Source organism: Albibacillus kandeliae (assembly GCF_003116585.1).
Lineage (GTDB): Bacteria > Pseudomonadota > Alphaproteobacteria > Rhodobacterales > Rhodobacteraceae > Albibacillus > Albibacillus kandeliae.
The window spans coordinates 49,515-66,658 of the sequence record NZ_QEHM01000001.1 but is presented as its reverse complement, the minus strand read 5'-3'; the positions used below and the strand labels follow the sequence as shown (position 1 = coordinate 66,658).

Below are 17,144 nucleotides of genomic sequence, written 5' to 3'. Positions count from 1 at the left end.
CGTCGCCCCCTTCCCTACAATTGGTTATTTCTGGCCCAATTATTGCCCAGATTACCCTGCAAATTCGCTCCAACGGGCGACGTGTGACCGGCAACAGCCGCCACGTCGAAGACGCTGAACGAAGCGGGTGGAGGGCGCTCTAACATTGCCCGCACGTCCTTGCGTCCCTTGGAACAAAGGATGAAGGCAATGAGCAGCGGAATGCCGCAACCCGAAACCAATCCGATCGTCGCCTGCACGGTCAGCCGCGACGTCCAGAACTTCGATCTCCTGATCGAGGACATGGAAACAGCACTTGGCGAAAGCTGGGGCGACCTCGGATTCGCCGAAGCGCTGGCTTTCTTCAGCCAACCCGAGGCGGAAACGCTCGAATTCATCGCACTTGCGATCGACGGGGAGGACGAGGACAACCTCGTCCTGATGGGCGAGATCATCTCGCAGGCCAAGGCACGGCACATCAGCGTGATTCTCATCGCCGAGGATGTGACCCCGGCCGCACTGCATCAGCTGCTGCGCAAGGGCGCCGACGAGTTCGTCCCCTACCCGCTCCCCGAGCGCGAGCTGCAGTCCGCCATCGAACGCCTCAAGAAAGATACCCACGCCCCCTCCGAGGCCGGCCACGCGACCACGCGGCTGAGTAGCGGCGCATCCAAGGAAGGCGCCCTTCTGGTCACCCACGGGCTCGCCGGTGGCTGTGGCTCCACGACCCTCGCCGTCAACCTCGCCTGGGAACTGGCAAACATTACCAAGGAGAACGCGCCCTCGGTCTGTCTGATCGACCTCGACCTCCAGTTCGGCGCGGTGTCCACCTACCTTGACCTGCCCCGCCGCGAAGTCGTCTTCGAGATGCTTTCGGACAGCGAGAACCTCGACGCCGAAATGTTCGGCCAGGCCCTGCTGAGCTACGAAGACAAGCTCCACGTGCTGACCTCGCCCGCCGACCTCGTGCCGCTGGACGTGATCACCCCCGAGGATGTGCAGCGGGTCATCGACATGGCGCGCGCCCACTTCGACTACGTGGTGATCGACATGCCGACGGCGCTGATGCACTGGTCGGAAACGGTGCTGCAGGCGGCCCACGTCTATTTCGCCCTGATCGAGCTCGACATGCGCTCGGCCCAGAACGCGCTGCGGCTCAAGCGGGCGCTCCAGTCCGAGGACCTGCCCTTCAACAAGCTGCGCTTTGCTCTGAACAAGGCACCCAAGTTCACCGACCTCTCGGGCAAGAGCCGGGTCAAGCGGATGGCCGAATCCCTCGGGATCTCGATCGACCTCCAGCTTCCGGACGGCGGCAAGCCCGTGGTCCAGGGCGCCGATCACGGCCTCCCGCTGGCCTCCTCAGCCTCCAAGAACCCCCTGCGCAAGGAAATCGCCAAGCTGGCGCAATCCCTGCACGAACTCGGACGTAACGAGGCCCAGGCGGCCTAACCCAGCAAGGCGAGCTCCAGATGTTTTCGAAGTACAAGAAACCCGCCTCTGCCCCGGCCAAGCCCGCCCCGGCCAAGGTCGCCAATATCGCGGATGCCAAGCCCGCCGCCGCTCCCGCGGCCGCGCCCCAGATCCAAACCGCGGCCCAGCAATCGCTGCGCCGTCCCGTCGCCGTGGCCGCACAGCCCAACGCAATGGACAAGGAACGCAAGCGCAAGGAGCGCATGGGTGAGATCAAGCTCGAGATGCACCGCGCGCTGCTCGACAACCTGAACCTCGCGGCACTGGAACACGCGACCGAAAAGGAACTCCGCGCCGAGATTTCCTCGATCGCGGGCGAACTACTCGAGGAAAAGGGCATCGTCCTGAACCGCGATGACCGTCAGACGCTGAACAAGGAACTTTACGACGAGGTGACGGGCCTCGGCCCGCTCGAAACCCTGCTGCAGGACGACACGGTCAACGATATTCTCGTCAACGGCCCGCACCAGGTCTTCGTGGAACGCTCGGGCAAGCTCGAACTCTCGGACGTTACCTTCAAGGACGAGCGCCACCTCCTTCGGATCATTGACAAAATCGTCTCCGCCGTGGGCCGTCGCGTCGATGAATCCAACCCCTACGTCGACGCCCGCCTCGCCGATGGCTCGCGTTTCAACGCGATGGTGCCCCCGGTGGCTGTGGATGGATCGCTGGTTTCCATCCGAAAGTTCAAAAAAGACAAGCTCGGCATCGACGACCTTGTGAATTTCGGCGCCTTCACGGAGGAAATGGCTGCATATTTGCAAGCCGCCGTGGCCACGCGCCTCAACATCATCGTCTCTGGCGGTACCGGTTCGGGTAAGACGACCACGCTCAACGCGCTGTCCTCCTTTATCGACAACTCCGAACGCATCCTCACCATCGAGGATACCGCGGAACTTCAGCTCCAGCAGGTGCACGTCGGCCGGATGGAAAGCCGTCCGCCCAACGTGGAAGGCAAGGGCGAGGTCAGCCCCCGAGACTGTCTCAAGAACGCCCTGCGGATGCGTCCCGATCGTATCATCGTCGGCGAAACGCGCGGCGAGGAAGTCATCGACATGCTGCAGGCCATGAACACCGGCCACGACGGGTCGATGACCACGATCCACGCCAACAACCCGCGCGACGCCATTTCCCGCCTTGAAAACATGATCGCGATGGCCGGTGTCGACATGCCGCTGAAGGCCATGCGCTCTCAGATCTCCTCGGCCGTGAACCTTCTGGTGCAGGCCAGCCGCCTTCAGGACGGCTCGCGCCGCATGACCTCGATCACCGAGATCACCGGCATGGAAGGCGACGTCATCTCGATGCAGGAGATCTTCAAGTACCAACGGGTCGGACTGACCCCGGACAACAAGATCATCGGCCACTTCACCGCCACCGGCGTGCGCTCGAACTTCTCCGAACGCTTCCGCATGTGGGGCTATGACCTCCCCGCCTCGATCTACGAACCCACCGTAATGGATCATCGCTGATGCAAATCCCTGCTGAACCAATCATCTATGGCCTGATCTTCATCGGGGTCATCGTCCTGGTCGAAGGCGTCTACCTGGTGGCCTTCGGCAAATCCATCAGCCTGAACAGCCGCGTGAACCGGCGTCTCGAGATGCTCGACAAGGGCACCGGGCGCGAACAGGTGCTGGAACAACTCCGCAAGGAGATGCGCCAGCACATGTCGGCGCGCTCGATTCCGCTCTATTCCCTGCTGGCGGACCGCGCCCAGAAGGCCGCCATCGCCTTTACCCCGCGCCAGCTGATCATGCTCATGGTCGGCGTGTCCTGCCTTGCCTTCCTCGGCCTCACCATCGGAACCGAGGCCCCGGTCGCCCTGCGCCTGATCGCCTCGGTCGGGATCGGCACGGGCGGCATCTACTTCTGGGTCAACAAGAAGGCCAAGAAGCGGATGAGCATGATCGAGGAACAGCTTCCCGACGCCGTCGAACTGATGGTGCGCAGCCTGCGCGTCGGCCACCCCTTCTCCTCGGCGATCACCATCGTCTCGAAGGAGATCGAGGATCCGCTGGCGACCGAGTTCGGCATCATTGCCGACGAGGCCGCCTATGGCCGCGACGTGGGCGAGGCGCTCAAGGACATGGCCGAACGGCTCGACATGCAGGATCTCCGCTTCCTCTCGGTCGCGGTTACCATCCAGCAGCAGTCGGGCGGTAACCTCGCCGAGATCCTCGCGGGCCTCGCCAAGGTGATCCGTGCCCGCTTCCGCCTGTTCCGCCGGGTCAAGGCCATCACCGCCGAGGCGCAGTGGTCGGGCAAGTTCCTGTCGGCCTTCCCGCTGCTCTGCCTCGCCGTGATCCTGGTCAACGACCCGGGCTACTACGACGAGGTGATCGACCACCCCTATTTCATCCCCGCCTGCTTTGTCGTGGGCATCCTGCTGACGCTGAACCTCATCGTGATGCGCGTGCTGACCAACATCAAGGTGTGAGGAGAAATCCATGGGCTTCCTCGAGAACATCAATACCTTCCTGACTGGCCAGCTCGGCCCCTTCGGCCCGCTGATCATCATGGGCGTGCTCGGCCTGTTCATGGTGCTGGGCGTGCTCGCGCTGATGATGAACCAGCCCGAGGATCCGCTGAAGAAACTCAAGCGCAGCGCCAATGACAACGACAAGACGCGCCCCCAGAAGGAGCGTCTGCGTCAGGGCGGGCGCAACGAACAGCTTCAGAAGTTCGCGACCTTCCTCGAACCCAAGGATGTCAAGCAGCTCTCGGAAATGCAGCTCAAGCTGCGCCAGGCGGGCTACCAGTCCAAGGACGCCGTGCGCTTCTTCCACTTCGCGCAGTTCGTCCTCGGTGTCCTCGGCCTGATCGCGGGTCTGGTCTACGTGACCTACCTCGCGGGCGGCAAGGAGTTCGATACCCAGCAGACCATGATGTACATCCTCGGCCCAGGTGGCGCCGGGTACTACCTGCCGAAATACTGGATCACCCGCCGCATCGAGGAGCGCAAGGAGGCCATCACCCGCGGCTTCCCGGACTCGCTCGATATGCTGCTGGTCTGCGTCGAAGCCGGCCAGTCGCTGGACCAGGCCATCGTGCGGGTGGCGCGCGAACTGCACGCCTCCTACCCCGCCCTCGCCGACGAGTTCGAGATGGTCGCCTACGAGATGAAGGCCGGTAAGGAGAAATCCGCCGTTCTGCGCGACATGGGCGAACGCTGCGGCGTGCAGGACATCTCGTCCTTCGTGACCGTGCTGATCCAGTCGGCCACCTTCGGTACCTCGATCTCCGAAGCGCTCCGTGTCTTCGCCAGCGAGATGCGGGACAAGCGCGTGATGCGCGCCGAGGAAGCTGCAAACAAGTTGCCAACCAAGATGACCCTCGCCACAATGATGCTGACGGTGCCGCCGCTGCTGATCATCCTTGTCGGACCCTCCGCGAATGGCATCGCGAACCTGGGCAACATGAGCAAGTAACCCATGCAAACATCGGGTGTGCACCTGCACCCTCTGGCCTTGGCCTCGCTGCTGGCCGCCGTCCTGACGGCGGCCTCTGCCTGTGTGCCGGACCGTATCGACGTGGGCGACAGGGGGCCCTTTGCGCCCGGCGTCGACCCGCGCGGAGAGACCGTCAGCGGCGTGGAGGTCGGCAACCGCCTGATGCAGGCGGGCGAGTACGACTTGGCGATGGACGCCTTCACCCGCGCCGCGCTCAAGGAAGGCATGACGCCCGAGATCCTGAGTGGTATGGGGACCGCCAATCTCGGTCTGGGCCGCCTCGGTCAGGCCGAGAAACTGCTGCGCCGCGCGGTCGAGGACGCCCCCGACTGGCCCGCGCCGCTCAACAACCTCGGCGTTGTGCTGATGGAACAGGGCAAGGTGCTCGAAGCGCGGCAGCTCTTTCACAAGGCCTACGCGCTGGACAATGGCCAAAGTGACTCAATCCGTGACAATTTGCGCTTAGCGCTCGCAAAAATTGAAAATCCTGCTAATACTGAGCCCGAAGAGGCATACTATAAACTGGTTCAGCGCGGGAGCGGAGACTACCTGCTGAAGAAAAGCCAGTATTGAGGCAAGAGCAGCAAGGGACGCAAAAATGCGCCAGATTTTCCTGATTCCAGCAATCGTTGCGGGTTCATTTGTGCTGTCCGGCTGCGCCGAGGATGGCAAGGAAACAGTCGAAAAGGCCTTTCAGGAGGTCAACGTCGTCGACGCCAACAACCTCAACGAGGTGATGCTGACGGTGGCCGATCCCAACGAGGCGGTGAACTACTTCGCCCGCTCGACCAAGGAATCCCCCGACCGTATCGACCTCCAGCGCGGCCTTGCCGTGTCTCTGGTGCGCGCCAAGCGCAACACCGAGGCCGCGATCGCGTGGAAAAAGGTGGTCGGCATGAACGGCGTCACCGACGCCGACAAGGTCGACTACGCCGATGCGCTGATCCGCAACGGCGACTGGAAGGATGCCGAGGCGACGCTCGACAGCGTTCCGCCCACCTACGAGACCTTCAAGCGCTACAAGCTCGAAGCCATGGTCGCCGACGCCAACAAGAACTGGAAGGCCGCCGACAGCTTCTACGAGACCGCCGTGGGGCTCACCACCCAGCCCGCCGGTGTCATGAACAACTGGGGCTACTCCAAGCTGACCCGCGGCGCCTATGCCGACGCGGAACGCCTGTTCAGCGACGCGGTCCGGCAGGATCCGACGCTTTACACCGCCAAGAACAACCTCGTTCTGGCCCGTGGCGCCCAGCGAAACTACACCATCCCGGTGATCCCGATGGACCAGAACGAGCGCGCGCACCTGCTGCATACGCTCGCCCTCTCGGCGATCAAGCAGGGCGACGTGGAAACCGGCAAGCAGCTTCTGCGCGAAGCCATCGACACCAACCCGCAGCACTTCGACGAGGCCGTGAGGGCCCTGCAGGCTCTGGAAAACGCCTGACCCGATGGGCGCCTTCGAGGAGCTCTCGGGCCATCAGGGCCTGATGCATATCACCGTGCTTTCGGCACGGTGGTTTCTGCCGTTCTGCCTCCCGATCTGCCTCTACGTCTGCTTCACCGACCTGCGCGAAATGCGCATCACCAACCCCTCCGTGATCCTGCTCGCGGCGGTCTTTGTCGTGGTTGGCCTCTTCGTCCTGCCCCTGCCCGTCTACGGCTGGCGCATCGGCCAGATGGTCGCCGTGCTGGCACTGGGGTTCCTGCTGAGCGCCGGTGGCGCGATGGGCGCGGGCGATGCCAAGTTCCTCGCCGCCGCCGCGCCCTTCGTGGCGGGCAGCGACCTGCGGCTGTTGCTGGCGCTCTTTGCCGCCAACCTGCTCGCCGCCTTCGCCACCCACCGCCTCGTCAAGTACACCCCGCTGCGCCGCATCGCGCCGGGCTGGAAAAGCTGGCACATGGGCTGGAAGTTCCCGATGGGCTTCTCGCTGGGCGGCACGCTCGGCCTCTACCTGATCCTTGGCGCGATCTACGGCAGGTAGCCCCCGCCTCCCCGGAAACGGGCGGCAAAAATCCTCCCCCGGCCATAAAAAAACCATCAAGACACAGCAGGAAGGCCCTTGCGACGCAAGGAAGCCGGAGAGCCCCATGAACATTGCAGCCAGCGGCGTATTGGCGCCCCCGCCGCCGCGCAACCTGCAGGAAATGCGCCTGCCCACAGTCATGATGCGGGATATCCTGCTGAAGACCATGTTCCGCAAGAACACCACCACGGCGAGCGAGACCGCTGACGCCATCTGCCTGCCGATTCCCGTGACACAGGAGTTGATCGACATGGCGCGCGAACAGCGCCTGCTGGAGGCGATGGGCACGCTGAACGCCAACTCCGGCAACGAGATGGGCTATCAGCTGACCGACGCGGGCAAGGCCCGTGCGCTCGATGCGCTCAGCCAGTCCGAATACTTCGGCGCCATGCCGGTGCCGCTCGAGGTCTACTCCGAGCAGGTCGAACGCCAGTCGATCCGCAACATCCAGATCACGCGCGAGCAGCTGACCCGCGCCATGGGCCACCTCGTGCTGCCGCCCACCCTTCTGAACCACCTCGGCCCCGCCGTCAGCGCCGGCCGTTCGATCCTGATGTACGGCCCCCCGGGCAACGGTAAGTCGTCAATCTCGAACGGCATCCGCGACGCGCTCGGCGACCGGATCTACGTGCCGCGCGCCATCGAGTATTCGGGCCAGGTGATCACCGTCTACGACCCCATCGTTCACACCGCCGTCGAGGAGGTCCGCGAGGACATGACCTCGCTGCGCCGGGCCAAGCGGTTCGACAGCCGCTATGTCTGCTGTGAGCGGCCCACCGTGGTCACCGGGGGCGAGCTCTCGCTCAAGATGCTCGACCTCGTCTACAACCCCACCGCGCGGACCTACCAGGCACCTCTGCAGCTCAAGTCGACCGGCGGCATCTTCATCGTCGACGACCTTGGCCGTCAGGAAGAACCGCCGCAGGCCCTGATCAACCGCTGGATCGTGCCGCTGGAAGAGGGCAAGGACATCCTCGGCCTGCAGTCGGGCGAGAAGTTCGAGGTGCCCTTCGACACGCTGGTCATCTTCTCGACCAACTTCCACCCGAACGAGATCTTCGACCAGGCCGCACTGCGCCGGATCTTCTTCAAGATCAAGATCGACGGGCCGAGCCAGGAGGACTTCCTCAAGATCTTCGCGCTGGTCGCGCGCAAGAAGGGGATGCCGCTGGACGAACGCGCGCTGGTGCACCTGCTGAAGGAAAAGTACCCGACCATCGGCAACGTCTATGCCAACTATCAGCCGGTCTTCCTGATCGACCAGATGATCGCCATCTGCGAGTTCGAGGGCCTGCCCTACCAGATGAGCCCCGACCTGATCGACCGGGCCTGGGCCAACATGTTCGTCAAGGACGAGCTGATCGTCAAATAACGGCACCGACAGCGATAGTGGCGCGCCTCCTTGCGGGGCGCGCCTCTTCGTGTGCGTCCCTCAGACCGGCACCATCGTCCCCTGCAACAGCGCCACCAGCGTCTCGGCCCCGTTCTCGTCCTCGGCATGAACCTCGGCGCTGACCACCACCAGCCGGCGGCCGGGCTTGATCACCCTTCCCGTCGCCCGCAGCAGCGCACCGCGCGCCGGGTTCATGAGGTTGATCTTGATCTCGGCCGTCAGAACGTCGCGCCCCGGCTCCATCATCGTCAGCGCGGCATAGCCCGCAGCCGTATCCCCTAGCGCAAAGGTCAGCGCCGCATGGCCGAACCCCTGCTGCTGCCGGGCGATCGGCAGGATCGGCGCGGTGATCTGCACCTCGCCCGGCGTGACCGAGGCGACCTCGGCCCCCAGCGTCTGCATCATCGTCTGCGCGGCAAAGCTTTCCTCGATCCGCGCCTTCAGGTTCTCGTCCATATCCCTCTCCCCCGTTTCAGCGCGGCATCGGCACGGCCTGCGGCTGCGGCCCCGTCAGGATCGCAAGCGCCTCGCGCCGCATCAGCGTCGTCAGCACCGCGTCGTGGCTGCGCAGCCCGCCGGTGTAGGTGCCATAGGCCGGCATGACGATCCGGTCCTTGTCGACCAGGAACGCCGGCCGCGAAATCGTCCGCGCCCGCGTTTTCACCTGCGCCTTGGGGTGATAATGCCCCGAAATCTCGCCGCTGGCCCCGGGCCGCGCGATATGGCGGAAGGTCACGGGCGGCAGCGGCAGCTCGGCCAGATGCGTCCCCCCAAGGGCGACCGGACCAGGATCGTGGTTGCCCTCGATCCAGACCCAGCGGCGCCCGGCCTGCAGGCGCACCAGCCACAGCCGCTCCTCCTCGGCCAGCCCGGCGGCGGCGTCGAGATCGTCGAAACTGTCGCCAAGGCAGACCACCGTCTTGGCGCCGGTGGCCAGCAGGTCGGCGGCCAGCCGGTTCAGCGTATCGCGGGTGTCATAGGGTGGCAGCACCGCGCCGCCCCGCCGGGCGATGCGTTCCGACTTGCCGAAATGCAGGTCCGATACGCAGAGCAGCGACTTATCCGGCCACCAGAGCGCGCCGGACCCGAGGGCCAGCAGCTCGGCCCCGGCGAGGGTGATCTGACAGGTGTTCATGCTGTGTTCGTTGCCGAGCGCGCGGTGTTTTGCAAGAGTTTTCAGCCCCCCGGCGCCAGATCCACGATCCCCGCGGTATCCAGCAGACGCGCGGCTTCCTCTGCCAGCAGACGCTCATCCGCAGCCCCCGCCACCGGCACCTTGCCGATCTCCAGCAACAGCGGCGCGGCCAGCGGCGTGATGCGCTCCAGACGCAGGTGATCGACCCGGTGGCCGACCCGGTCCAGCATCTCCTCGATCCGCCCGAAATCGACGAGACCCCGCCGCGCCTCCTCGCGGGTGATCTGCATCATCAGGTGGTCAGGGTCGTACTTAAGCAACGTGTCGTAGAGGATGTCCGAGGAAAAGGTCGCCTGCCGCCCGCTCTTCTTCTGCCCGCCCGTATTGCGCTCGATCAGTCCGGCGATGGTGGCACTGGCCTTGAAGGTGCGCTTCATCACCGCGTTACCGGCAAGCCATGTCTCCAGCCCGTCCCGCAGCGCCGCTCGGTCGAACAGCGGCGCCGGGTCGGTCAGCGCATCGAGACCCCAGATCAGCGTAGCGTAGTCGGTGGCCACGAACCCCATCGGGGCAAGTCCCATCTCCTCCATCCGCTTGGTCAGCAGCAGGCCCAGCGTCTGCTGGGCGTTGCGCCCGGCGAAGCCATAGACGCAGACGTGTTCGCGCCCATCATGGGGAAAGCTCTCGATCAGCAGCCTCCCCCGCTCGGGGAGGCGCGACACCTCGCGCTGCAGGGCCAGCCATTCGGCGGTATGCGCGGGCAGTTGCGGCCAGCGCTCCTGCGCGAACATGTCGAGGATGCGCGCCGAGAGCTGGGTCGATGTGGCGAACTTCGTGCCCATGAAGGTGGCGATCTTGGGCTTCTTGTCGGCGCGCCGGGTGACCTCCACGGTCATCTCCCACAGCCCCTCGTAGCGCACGACCTGCCCGCCGATCAGAAAGGTATCTCCGGGCGTCAGCGAGGCGGCAAACCCCTCCTCGATCTCTCCCAGCGGCTTGCCGCCCCGGTTGCGGCGCAGGCGCACCTTCAGCGTGTCGGTATCCTGAATCGTGCCGATATTCATGCGAATGCGTGCCGCCGCGCGCGGGTCGCGCAGCTGCCACAGGCCGTCGGGACGCTGCAACAGCCGTTGCCAGCGGTCGTAGGCGGCAAGCGCGTAGCCACCCGTGGCACAGAAATCGAGGCAGGCATCGAACTCGGGCCGGGTGAGCGAGGCGAAAGGCCCCGAGGTGATCACCTCGGCATAGAGCGCGTCGGCATCGAACGGCCCCGAGCAGGCGGTGATCAGGATCTGCTGGCACAGCACGTCGCGCGGACCGGGCCCCCTCGGGTCCCCGTCCAGCGCCCCGGCCTGCACCGCTTCCAGCGCGGCTACGCACTCCACCACTTCAAAGCGGTTGGCCGGCACCAGGATCGCCTTGGACGGCGCATTGTAACGGTGATTGGCCCGGCCGATCCGCTGCACCAGCCGCTTCACGTTCTTGGGCGCCCCGATCTGGATGATCAGGTCCACATCGCCCCAGTCGATCCCGAGGTCCAGCGTCCCGGTGCAGACGATGGCGCGCAGCTCGCCCCGCACCATCGCGGCCTCCACGCGCTGCCGCTGGGCGCGGTCGAGGCTGCCGTGGTGAATGCCGATGGGCAGCCCCTCGTCGTTGGCGAGCCACAGGTTGTGAAAGAAGATCTCGGCCTGCGCCCGGGTGTTGTGAAAGATCAGCGTGGTTTTGTGCCGCCGCACCTGCTCGAGCACAGCCGGAATCGAATAGGCCGCCCCGCCCCCGGCCCAGGGCGGTCGCTCCTCCGTCACCAGCATCGAGATATCCGGGGCCGGTCCCGGATCGGCCTCGACGATCTCGCAGCGGTCCGGGTGACGCGCCAGCAGTCGCGCGATGGCGGGCGGGTCTTCGACCGTGGCCGACAGTCCGACGCGCCGCAAATCCGGGCAGAGCCGCTGCAGCCGCGCGAGCGCAAGGAACAGCTGGTCCCCCCGCTTGCTCTCGGCCAGCGCGTGGATCTCGTCCACCACCACCCGCTTCAGCCCGGCAAAGATGCGCGGCGCATCCTCGTAAGAGGTCAGCAGCGCAAGGCTCTCGGGCGTGGTCAGCAGGATATGCGGCGGATCGACCCTCTGGCGTTTCTTCTGGGTCGCCGAGGTATCGCCGGTGCGGTCCTCGATCCGCAGCGCCAGCCCCATCTCCTCGACCGGCGTGGTGAGGTTGCGCTTGATGTCGGCGGCAAGCGCCTTCAGCGGCGAGACGTAGAGCGTGTGCAGGCCCGGCTTCGGATCAAGGGCAAGCTCCGCAAGGGTCGGCAGGAAACCCGCCATCGTCTTGCCCCCGCCCGTCGGCGCGATTAGCAGCGTGGCCGGTTCCTCCGCCCGCGCAAGCATTTCACGCTGATGGGAATGAATCTCCCACCCGCGCCCGGCAAACCACTGACTGATGACCTCGGGAACCATGACCATGATGCAAGATGTAGGTCAGGCGAAACGAAAAGGGAACATCCCCGACGATGCGTCCCTCACATTCGGCGGTGTGCGCCCGTTCAGGCCGAGCGTTCGCTCTCCGCCCCCGCAAGGCGCAGGCTCTCGACGATCTCACCAACCTGCTCCGGAAAGCGCTCCGGCCCGATGCCCCCGGCCTCGTCGGCCCATGCGCTGAACCGCTCGAACAGCGGCAGGAAGGTGTCGATCTCCTCCTGCGTCCAGCCCGAGAGGAATTCACCCATCACGAGGAACTTGAAATGCCGCACCGCCGTCACGATCGCATGACCGCGCGCAGTCAGTTCCACGATGGTCCGCCGCGCGTCCTGCTGGCTGACCGCCCGCCGCGCAAGGCCCTTGCCGATCAGGTCACTGACCAGCCGCGACGCGCGCGAGGGGTCGATCCCCAGCCGCTCGGCCACCGTGGCGATCATCGTCTCGCGCCCCTGGTCCTCGCCGAACTCGTTGGCCGGCGCCCAGATGGCGATCAGCACGTCGAGCTGGGCAAGGTCGATCTCGCTGTCCAGCTCCAGCGCGCGCAGCGCGTGACTGCCCAACTCCCTCTTGATGACCCTGCGTCGCCATCGCTGGATCACCCCGTCGATATCGAGGGCAGCAGCAGTGGTCTCGCTCGTGATTCCTGCATGCGACAGGAACTCGGTCATCGCGACGTCTCGGTTGGGCATCGTGGACTCCTAGAGCGCTATTTTGCCCATCATCACGGAAAAGCGAGCAAAGCACAATACATGCAGTTGACATACATCTGTACGTGGCAGATATCAGGAGTGTCGCAACAGTGACTTCCCCTCATAGCGACGCCCGAGACCCCCGGCGCCCAAGACCGGGCAGTCTCGGGCACGATTTGACCCAAGGATATTACGTTGTCCCAGGACGCCAATTCCGACGCCCCCGCACTCGACTGGACCCGAATCCGCCTTGTTTATGGCGCTGTGGCCGTAACTCTCTTCCTCGCCTCGCTTGGCCAGACGGTCGTCACCACCGCCCTTCCCACCATCGTCGGAGAGCTTGGCGGGCTGGACCAGATCACCTGGGTCATCACCGCCTACCTGCTCGCCGCCACCGTCGGAGCGCCGGTTTTCGGCAAGCTGGGTGACCTTTTCGGTCGCAAGATCGTGTTGCAATCGGGCATCGGTGTGTTCCTTTTCGGATCGCTGATCTGCGCCGCCGCCCCCAACATCTGGATGCTGGTCGCCGGACGCGCGGTTCAGGGCATCGGCGGCGGCGGCCTCATCGTCGTCTCGATGGCAACCGTGGCCGACGTCCTGCCGCCCCGCCAGCGTGGCCGCTTTCAGGGCGCGCTCGGCGCCGTCTTCGGCGTCTCGACCGTGATCGGGCCGCTGGTCGGCGGCTTCATCGTCCAGCACTTCCACTGGACATGGATCTTCCTGCTGAACCTGCCGATCGGCGCCATCGTCCTCGGGATCCTGACCGTGATCCTTGAAAAGGCCCCGCCCCGCGGACGGCCCAGCATCGACGTGCAGGGCGCCTTCTGCCTCGCCCTGACGCTGGCACTGCTGGTCCTCGTCGCCAGCACCGGCGGGCGCATGCTGCCGTGGTCCAGCCCCACCATGCTGGCCATGATCGGCGCCGCGCTGCTGGCGCTCGTCGCCTTCATCCTGACCGAACGGCGCGCGGTCGAACCGATCCTGCCGCTGAGCCTCTTCACCATCAACAACTTCGTGGTCTCGAACTCGGTCGGCTTCATCATCGGCACGGCGATGTTCTCGACCATCACCTTCGTGCCCTTCTTCATGCAGGTGGTGAAAGGCGTCTCGCCCGCCACCTCCGGCATGTTCGTCTTCCCGATGATGCTCGGGCTGATCACGGCCTCCACCCTCTCGGGACAGTTCATGTCGCGCACCGGGCGCTACAAGTACCTGCCCGTGTTCTCGACCCTCCTGCTGGCCGTCGCGATGGCCTGCATGGCCGCCATCGGCCCCGACACGCATGGCGCGCTGATCGTGCTGTTCATGCTGATGACCGGCCTCGGCATCGGGCCGGTGATGGGGGTCGGCGTGACCGCGATCCAGAATGCCGTGCCCCGCTCGATGGTCGGGATCGGCACCGCCAGCGCCAACATGTTCCGCCTGATCGGCGGCTCGCTCGGAACCTCGGCCTTCGGGGCGCTCTTCGCCGCCGGTCTCAGCCGGCATCTGGGCCACGTGCTGCCGGGCGTCAATCCGCGCGGCCTCAGCGCCCAACAGATCGCGGCGATGGACGACGTGACCCGTCAGGCCGTGGTCGACGGCATTTCCAACGCCCTGCACCCGGTGTTCTGGACCTCGGCGGTCCTGGCCTGCGTCGCCAGCGCGGTGGCCATGCTGATGATCGAGCGGCCGCTGTCGGACACCCTGCAGCCGGTTCAGGCCCCGGCGGAGTAACCCGCCTCAGACGTCGAGCGAGAGCTCCGGTTCCCAGCCCCGCTGGGCCGGCACGAAAAGCTCCAGCCTGTCGCCAAGCGCCAGTGCACCCGGCCGCTCGACCCATGCGGTCACCCCCCGCCGCCCGTTGGCCGCGGACTTGAACGCCTTCCCGTGCCCCGGCTCGTCCGCCTCGATCTCGCGCGCGGGCAAATGGCAGGGCAGGTTCTCCATGTCGATGGTCAGAGTCAGCCCCGACGGCGCCTGCAGGCGCGACGAGGGCGGAACATGGGTAAAGTCCGGTATTCCCTTCAGCACGATGGACGCCCCGAGCAGGCGCGGGTCCAGCACGTCGAGCCCCACCCCCTCGGCGATATCCGCCATCTCTTCCGCCGACAGGATGGTCAGTTGGCGCACGTTCCTGATCTCGGTACCCTTGGGGTAGAGCATGGTCACCCGCGAACAGGAGGGGCGGTTCTCCCCCTCGTGCCGCGCGCCCCGGTCACCGGCAAAGCCAAGGTCGAGCGTCTCGACCGCCTCGGCCCTCAGCGAATCCTTCGACGCCGGGACATGACCCAGCCAGGTCACCTCTGCGAGATACTGGGTTTTGCGATAGACTGACATTGGGGCCCCCTTCACCGGATAGGCCGCAGTCCACCCCGTGCCTCAGCCGATGTCCAGCGTAAAGAACAGGCGCCGGAACGGGAACAGCGCGGTGCCGTCTGGCGCGCATGGATAATGCGCCGCGACCGCCGCGTCGTAGGCGGCGATGATCTGCGCCTGCTCCGCCTCGTCCAGAACGGCAAGGACCGGGCGGGCGAAGGTGGAAATCGTGAAGTGCCGCACCGGGTGCCCCTGCTCCGCCGCAGGAAGCCGCTGGAAATACTCGGTTTCCCAGAGAGAAAGCGTGCCCAGCGGCGCAAGGATGCGGTCATAGTCTTCGGCCGCGAGGATCCCCGGGCTGGTCGCCGGGTCGAAACGGCCCGGAAAGAGATCAGCGGCAAGGTCGTGCCACAGGCGATGCGACGGCGCCGGGTTCTGATGCGGCATCTGGACCGCCAGCGTGCCACCGGGCGCAAGCAGTCCGACGAGACGGGGCAGCAGGCACTCGTGATCCCCCAGCCACTGCAGCGCCGCGTTGGAGTAGATCAGCGCAAGCGACGCGTCGGGCGTCCAACTGGCGATATCCGCCTCCTCCAGCGCGCCGTAGGCCCCGGTCTTGCGGGCCACTTCCAGCATCGCGGGGGAATTGTCGACGCCCAGCACACGCTCGGTGCCGAAGCGAGCGGCGAGCGCCGGGCCGACCGGCCCGTTGCCACAGCCAAGATCGCAGACCGCGCCTTGTGGCAGATCACCGACTCGCGCCAGAAGGTCCAGCGCCGGGCGCAGCCTCAGATCGCCGAAACGGGCATAGCTCGCGGGGCTCCAATCGGTTCCGCTCATGATCACCTACCTCTGAGAAGGTTAATTGTATGCGATAGTATACCATTTGCGCCAACCGCCCACAAGCAGCTCCATGCGCCTACAAACGATAGCAAAGGTATATACATTTCGTCATGAATCTGTTACGTTCGCAGCATGATCCGCATGGCCCTGATCCTCTCGTTCCTCGGCGTGGCGGCGCAGGCGCGCTCGCCCATCGCCGAAGTCATATGCGAGCCCACCCCCGCCCTGCATGAACGACTCCAGCGCCAGTACGAGGCGCATCGCAGCGCCACCGGCATCCGCGATCCCGAGCAGATCATGGAGGTCTGGACCGGGCCCACCGGCAATTGGACGCTGATCGTCACCTACGCCAACGGCACCTCCTGCATCGTGGCGATGGGTGAGAACTGGACGCCGCAGCGCGAGGGCTAACCCCCTGATCGAAAAGCATTCCCGCAGAGGCGCGAGAGCGCCTTGGTGCGGTTTGGCCATACGATGACCGGCGAACCCAGCCGATTGTTTCCGAAATTTGATCAGATCCCGCGCGGCAGTCCGCCGCTGCTCCGGGGGCCATCTCAAAATTCAACACATTGATATTTAATGCATAATCAAGAAATCAAAGCGAAAATCCGCACCACAGCCCGAGGTTGAGCCCGCCCCCCGGCCTTTCCGCCAGACCGATAATCGGACATAGTCGATGCCTGGTTCCTGTAGTGCGGAGGGTTCATGGCCTTTCTGTTTCGTTGCGCCGCCGGTTTGGCGCTCTGCTGTCTCGCGGTCCCTTCGGTCGCCGCACCCGAGCGCTGGTCCGTCATCGGCAACTGGGACATCAGCTATTACTCGGCCACCGAGGGCTGCCTCGCCTACGCACGCTTCGATCACACCGACTTCTTTATCGGGTTCGACACCCGCGAGGAGAAGCCCGCCCTCGACCTGACCGTCCTGGACGACCGCTGGGAATCGATCGAGCCCGACGTGACCTACCCGGTCACCCTCATGTTCGGCGACGAGGAGCCCTGGACGCTCGACATGCGCGGAGTACACATGGATGACTCGCCGGGTCTGAACATCCTCATCGACGCCTCCATGAACAAGGCCGAAACCTTCATCGAGGAATTCCAGCGCGAGATGCGGATGAGCTGGTCCTACGGCGACACCAAGCTCGGGGTCTTCACGCTCAAGGGCTCGCGCAGCGCGTTTCAGGCGGTGCTCGACTGCCAGAACGCCCATGCGCCGCAACCGGCGCCAGAGGCCGAGCCGGTGCCCGACGAGACCGAAGCCATTGCCGCCAGCGCCAGCGCGGACGAGGAGATCCCCATCGAGGATGGCAGCGGCGAAGACGTGATCGAGGCAACGCCCGCCCCCCTCACCGCGCCGAAATAGCGTGACCCGCCCCTGC

At 65.3% G+C, this 17,144-nt stretch carries 17 protein-coding genes; 11 read left to right on the top strand and 6 right to left on the bottom strand.

Annotation, left to right across the window (positions count from 1 at the left end; translation table 11 throughout):
• Positions 1-189: 189 nt before the first annotated feature.
• The 8 genes from DDT93_RS00320 to DDT93_RS00285 all read left to right on the top strand — a co-directional run bounded on the left by DDT93_RS00320 (position 190) and on the right by DDT93_RS00285 (position 8,300).
• A complete protein-coding gene (locus DDT93_RS00320) occupies positions 190-1,428 on the top strand; it encodes an AAA family ATPase (protein ID WP_109463803.1) in 1,239 nt (412 codons plus the stop codon).
• A 20-nt stretch (positions 1,429-1,448) separates the two neighbouring features.
• Positions 1,449-2,921 (top strand): CpaF family protein, encoded by a 1,473-nt coding sequence (locus tag DDT93_RS00315; RefSeq protein ID WP_109463802.1) that lies wholly within the window; start codon positions 1,449-1,451, stop codon positions 2,919-2,921.
• Positions 2,921-3,889 (top strand): type II secretion system F family protein, encoded by a 969-nt coding sequence (locus DDT93_RS00310; protein ID WP_109463801.1) that lies wholly within the window; start codon positions 2,921-2,923, stop codon positions 3,887-3,889. The genes DDT93_RS00315 and DDT93_RS00310 overlap by 1 nt, the downstream gene beginning before the upstream one ends.
• 10 nt (positions 3,890-3,899) lie before the next feature.
• The gene (locus DDT93_RS00305; protein ID WP_109463800.1) at positions 3,900-4,880 is read left to right on the top strand and encodes a type II secretion system F family protein; all 981 of its coding nucleotides are present in this window, start codon (positions 3,900-3,902) and stop codon (positions 4,878-4,880) included.
• A gap of 39 nt (positions 4,881-4,919) precedes the next feature.
• On the top strand, positions 4,920-5,474 hold the full coding sequence (locus DDT93_RS00300; protein ID WP_232825335.1) for a tetratricopeptide repeat protein: 555 nt from the start codon (positions 4,920-4,922) through the stop codon (positions 5,472-5,474).
• A gap of 25 nt (positions 5,475-5,499) precedes the next feature.
• Complete coding sequence (locus DDT93_RS00295) at positions 5,500-6,348, top strand: tetratricopeptide repeat protein (RefSeq protein ID WP_109463798.1); 849 nt, start codon at positions 5,500-5,502, stop codon at positions 6,346-6,348.
• A 4-nt stretch (positions 6,349-6,352) separates the two neighbouring features.
• Positions 6,353-6,886, top strand: coding sequence for a prepilin peptidase (locus DDT93_RS00290; protein WP_232825334.1), 534 nt, complete (start codon positions 6,353-6,355; stop codon positions 6,884-6,886).
• Positions 6,887-6,992: 106 nt separating this feature from the next.
• Positions 6,993-8,300, top strand: coding sequence for a P-loop NTPase family protein (locus DDT93_RS00285; RefSeq protein WP_109463797.1), 1,308 nt, complete (start codon positions 6,993-6,995; stop codon positions 8,298-8,300).
• 60 nt (positions 8,301-8,360) lie between these two features.
• Here DDT93_RS00285 and DDT93_RS00280 read toward each other — a convergent pair whose 3' ends face one another.
• The 4 genes from DDT93_RS00280 to DDT93_RS00265 form a co-directional block, all read right to left on the bottom strand.
• Complete coding sequence (locus tag DDT93_RS00280) at positions 8,361-8,777, bottom strand: PaaI family thioesterase (protein ID WP_109463796.1); 417 nt, start codon at positions 8,775-8,777, stop codon at positions 8,361-8,363.
• Between the two features lie 16 nt (positions 8,778-8,793).
• On the bottom strand, positions 8,794-9,456 hold the full coding sequence (gene pdeM, locus DDT93_RS00275; protein WP_109463795.1) for a ligase-associated DNA damage response endonuclease PdeM: 663 nt from the start codon (positions 9,454-9,456) through the stop codon (positions 8,794-8,796).
• A 41-nt stretch (positions 9,457-9,497) separates the two neighbouring features.
• Positions 9,498-11,921, bottom strand: a complete 2,424-nt coding sequence (locus tag DDT93_RS00270; RefSeq protein WP_109463794.1) for a ligase-associated DNA damage response DEXH box helicase — start codon at positions 11,919-11,921, stop codon at positions 9,498-9,500.
• Positions 11,922-12,001: 80 nt separating this feature from the next.
• On the bottom strand, positions 12,002-12,625 hold the full coding sequence (locus DDT93_RS00265; protein WP_232825333.1) for a MarR family winged helix-turn-helix transcriptional regulator: 624 nt from the start codon (positions 12,623-12,625) through the stop codon (positions 12,002-12,004).
• Positions 12,626-12,820: 195 nt separating this feature from the next.
• On the opposite strand from DDT93_RS00265, the gene DDT93_RS00260 reads away from it, so the two are divergent.
• Positions 12,821-14,341: an MDR family MFS transporter gene (locus DDT93_RS00260; protein WP_232825332.1), complete on the top strand. Its 1,521-nt coding sequence runs from the start codon at positions 12,821-12,823 to the stop codon at positions 14,339-14,341.
• A gap of 6 nt (positions 14,342-14,347) precedes the next feature.
• Here the strand turns inward: DDT93_RS00260 and DDT93_RS00255 are convergent, their stop codons facing one another.
• A complete protein-coding gene (locus DDT93_RS00255) occupies positions 14,348-14,944 on the bottom strand; it encodes an MOSC domain-containing protein (protein ID WP_109463792.1) in 597 nt (198 codons plus the stop codon).
• 42 nt (positions 14,945-14,986) lie between these two features.
• On the bottom strand, positions 14,987-15,763 hold the full coding sequence (locus DDT93_RS00250; protein WP_109463791.1) for a methyltransferase domain-containing protein: 777 nt from the start codon (positions 15,761-15,763) through the stop codon (positions 14,987-14,989).
• Positions 15,764-15,898: 135 nt separating this feature from the next.
• Between DDT93_RS00250 and DDT93_RS00245 the strand changes: the two genes are divergently transcribed.
• Together DDT93_RS00245 and DDT93_RS00240 are read left to right on the top strand one after the other, a co-directional pair.
• On the top strand, positions 15,899-16,177 hold the full coding sequence (locus tag DDT93_RS00245) for a hypothetical protein (protein ID WP_109463790.1): 279 nt from the start codon (positions 15,899-15,901) through the stop codon (positions 16,175-16,177).
• A 294-nt stretch (positions 16,178-16,471) separates the two neighbouring features.
• A complete protein-coding gene (locus tag DDT93_RS00240) occupies positions 16,472-17,128 on the top strand; it encodes a hypothetical protein (protein WP_109463789.1) in 657 nt (218 codons plus the stop codon).
• The last annotated feature ends 16 nt before the right edge of the window (positions 17,129-17,144 follow it).

Excerpts from the sequence above, each read along its gene's own strand:
- DDT93_RS00320 (WP_109463803.1), top strand. The coding sequence starts at position 190 with ATGAGCAGCGGAATGCCGCAACCCGAAACCAATCCGATCGTCGCCTGC.
- DDT93_RS00315 (WP_109463802.1), top strand. The coding sequence starts at position 1,449 with ATGTTTTCGAAGTACAAGAAACCCGCCTCTGCCCCGGCCAAGCCCGCC.
- DDT93_RS00310 (WP_109463801.1), top strand. The coding sequence starts at position 2,921 with ATGCAAATCCCTGCTGAACCAATCATCTATGGCCTGATCTTCATCGGG.
- DDT93_RS00305 (WP_109463800.1), top strand. The coding sequence starts at position 3,900 with ATGGGCTTCCTCGAGAACATCAATACCTTCCTGACTGGCCAGCTCGGC.
- DDT93_RS00295 (WP_109463798.1), top strand. The coding sequence starts at position 5,500 with ATGCGCCAGATTTTCCTGATTCCAGCAATCGTTGCGGGTTCATTTGTG.
- DDT93_RS00290 (WP_232825334.1), top strand. The coding sequence starts at position 6,353 with ATGGGCGCCTTCGAGGAGCTCTCGGGCCATCAGGGCCTGATGCATATC.
- DDT93_RS00285 (WP_109463797.1), top strand. The coding sequence starts at position 6,993 with ATGAACATTGCAGCCAGCGGCGTATTGGCGCCCCCGCCGCCGCGCAAC.
- DDT93_RS00280 (WP_109463796.1), bottom strand. The coding sequence starts at position 8,777 with ATGGACGAGAACCTGAAGGCGCGGATCGAGGAAAGCTTTGCCGCGCAG.
- pdeM (WP_109463795.1), bottom strand. The coding sequence starts at position 9,456 with ATGAACACCTGTCAGATCACCCTCGCCGGGGCCGAGCTGCTGGCCCTC.
- DDT93_RS00270 (WP_109463794.1), bottom strand. The coding sequence starts at position 11,921 with ATGGTCATGGTTCCCGAGGTCATCAGTCAGTGGTTTGCCGGGCGCGGG.
- DDT93_RS00265 (WP_232825333.1), bottom strand. The coding sequence starts at position 12,625 with ATGCCCAACCGAGACGTCGCGATGACCGAGTTCCTGTCGCATGCAGGA.
- DDT93_RS00255 (WP_109463792.1), bottom strand. The coding sequence starts at position 14,944 with ATGTCAGTCTATCGCAAAACCCAGTATCTCGCAGAGGTGACCTGGCTG.
- DDT93_RS00250 (WP_109463791.1), bottom strand. The coding sequence starts at position 15,763 with ATGAGCGGAACCGATTGGAGCCCCGCGAGCTATGCCCGTTTCGGCGAT.
- DDT93_RS00245 (WP_109463790.1), top strand. The coding sequence starts at position 15,899 with ATGATCCGCATGGCCCTGATCCTCTCGTTCCTCGGCGTGGCGGCGCAG.
- DDT93_RS00240 (WP_109463789.1), top strand. The coding sequence starts at position 16,472 with ATGGCCTTTCTGTTTCGTTGCGCCGCCGGTTTGGCGCTCTGCTGTCTC.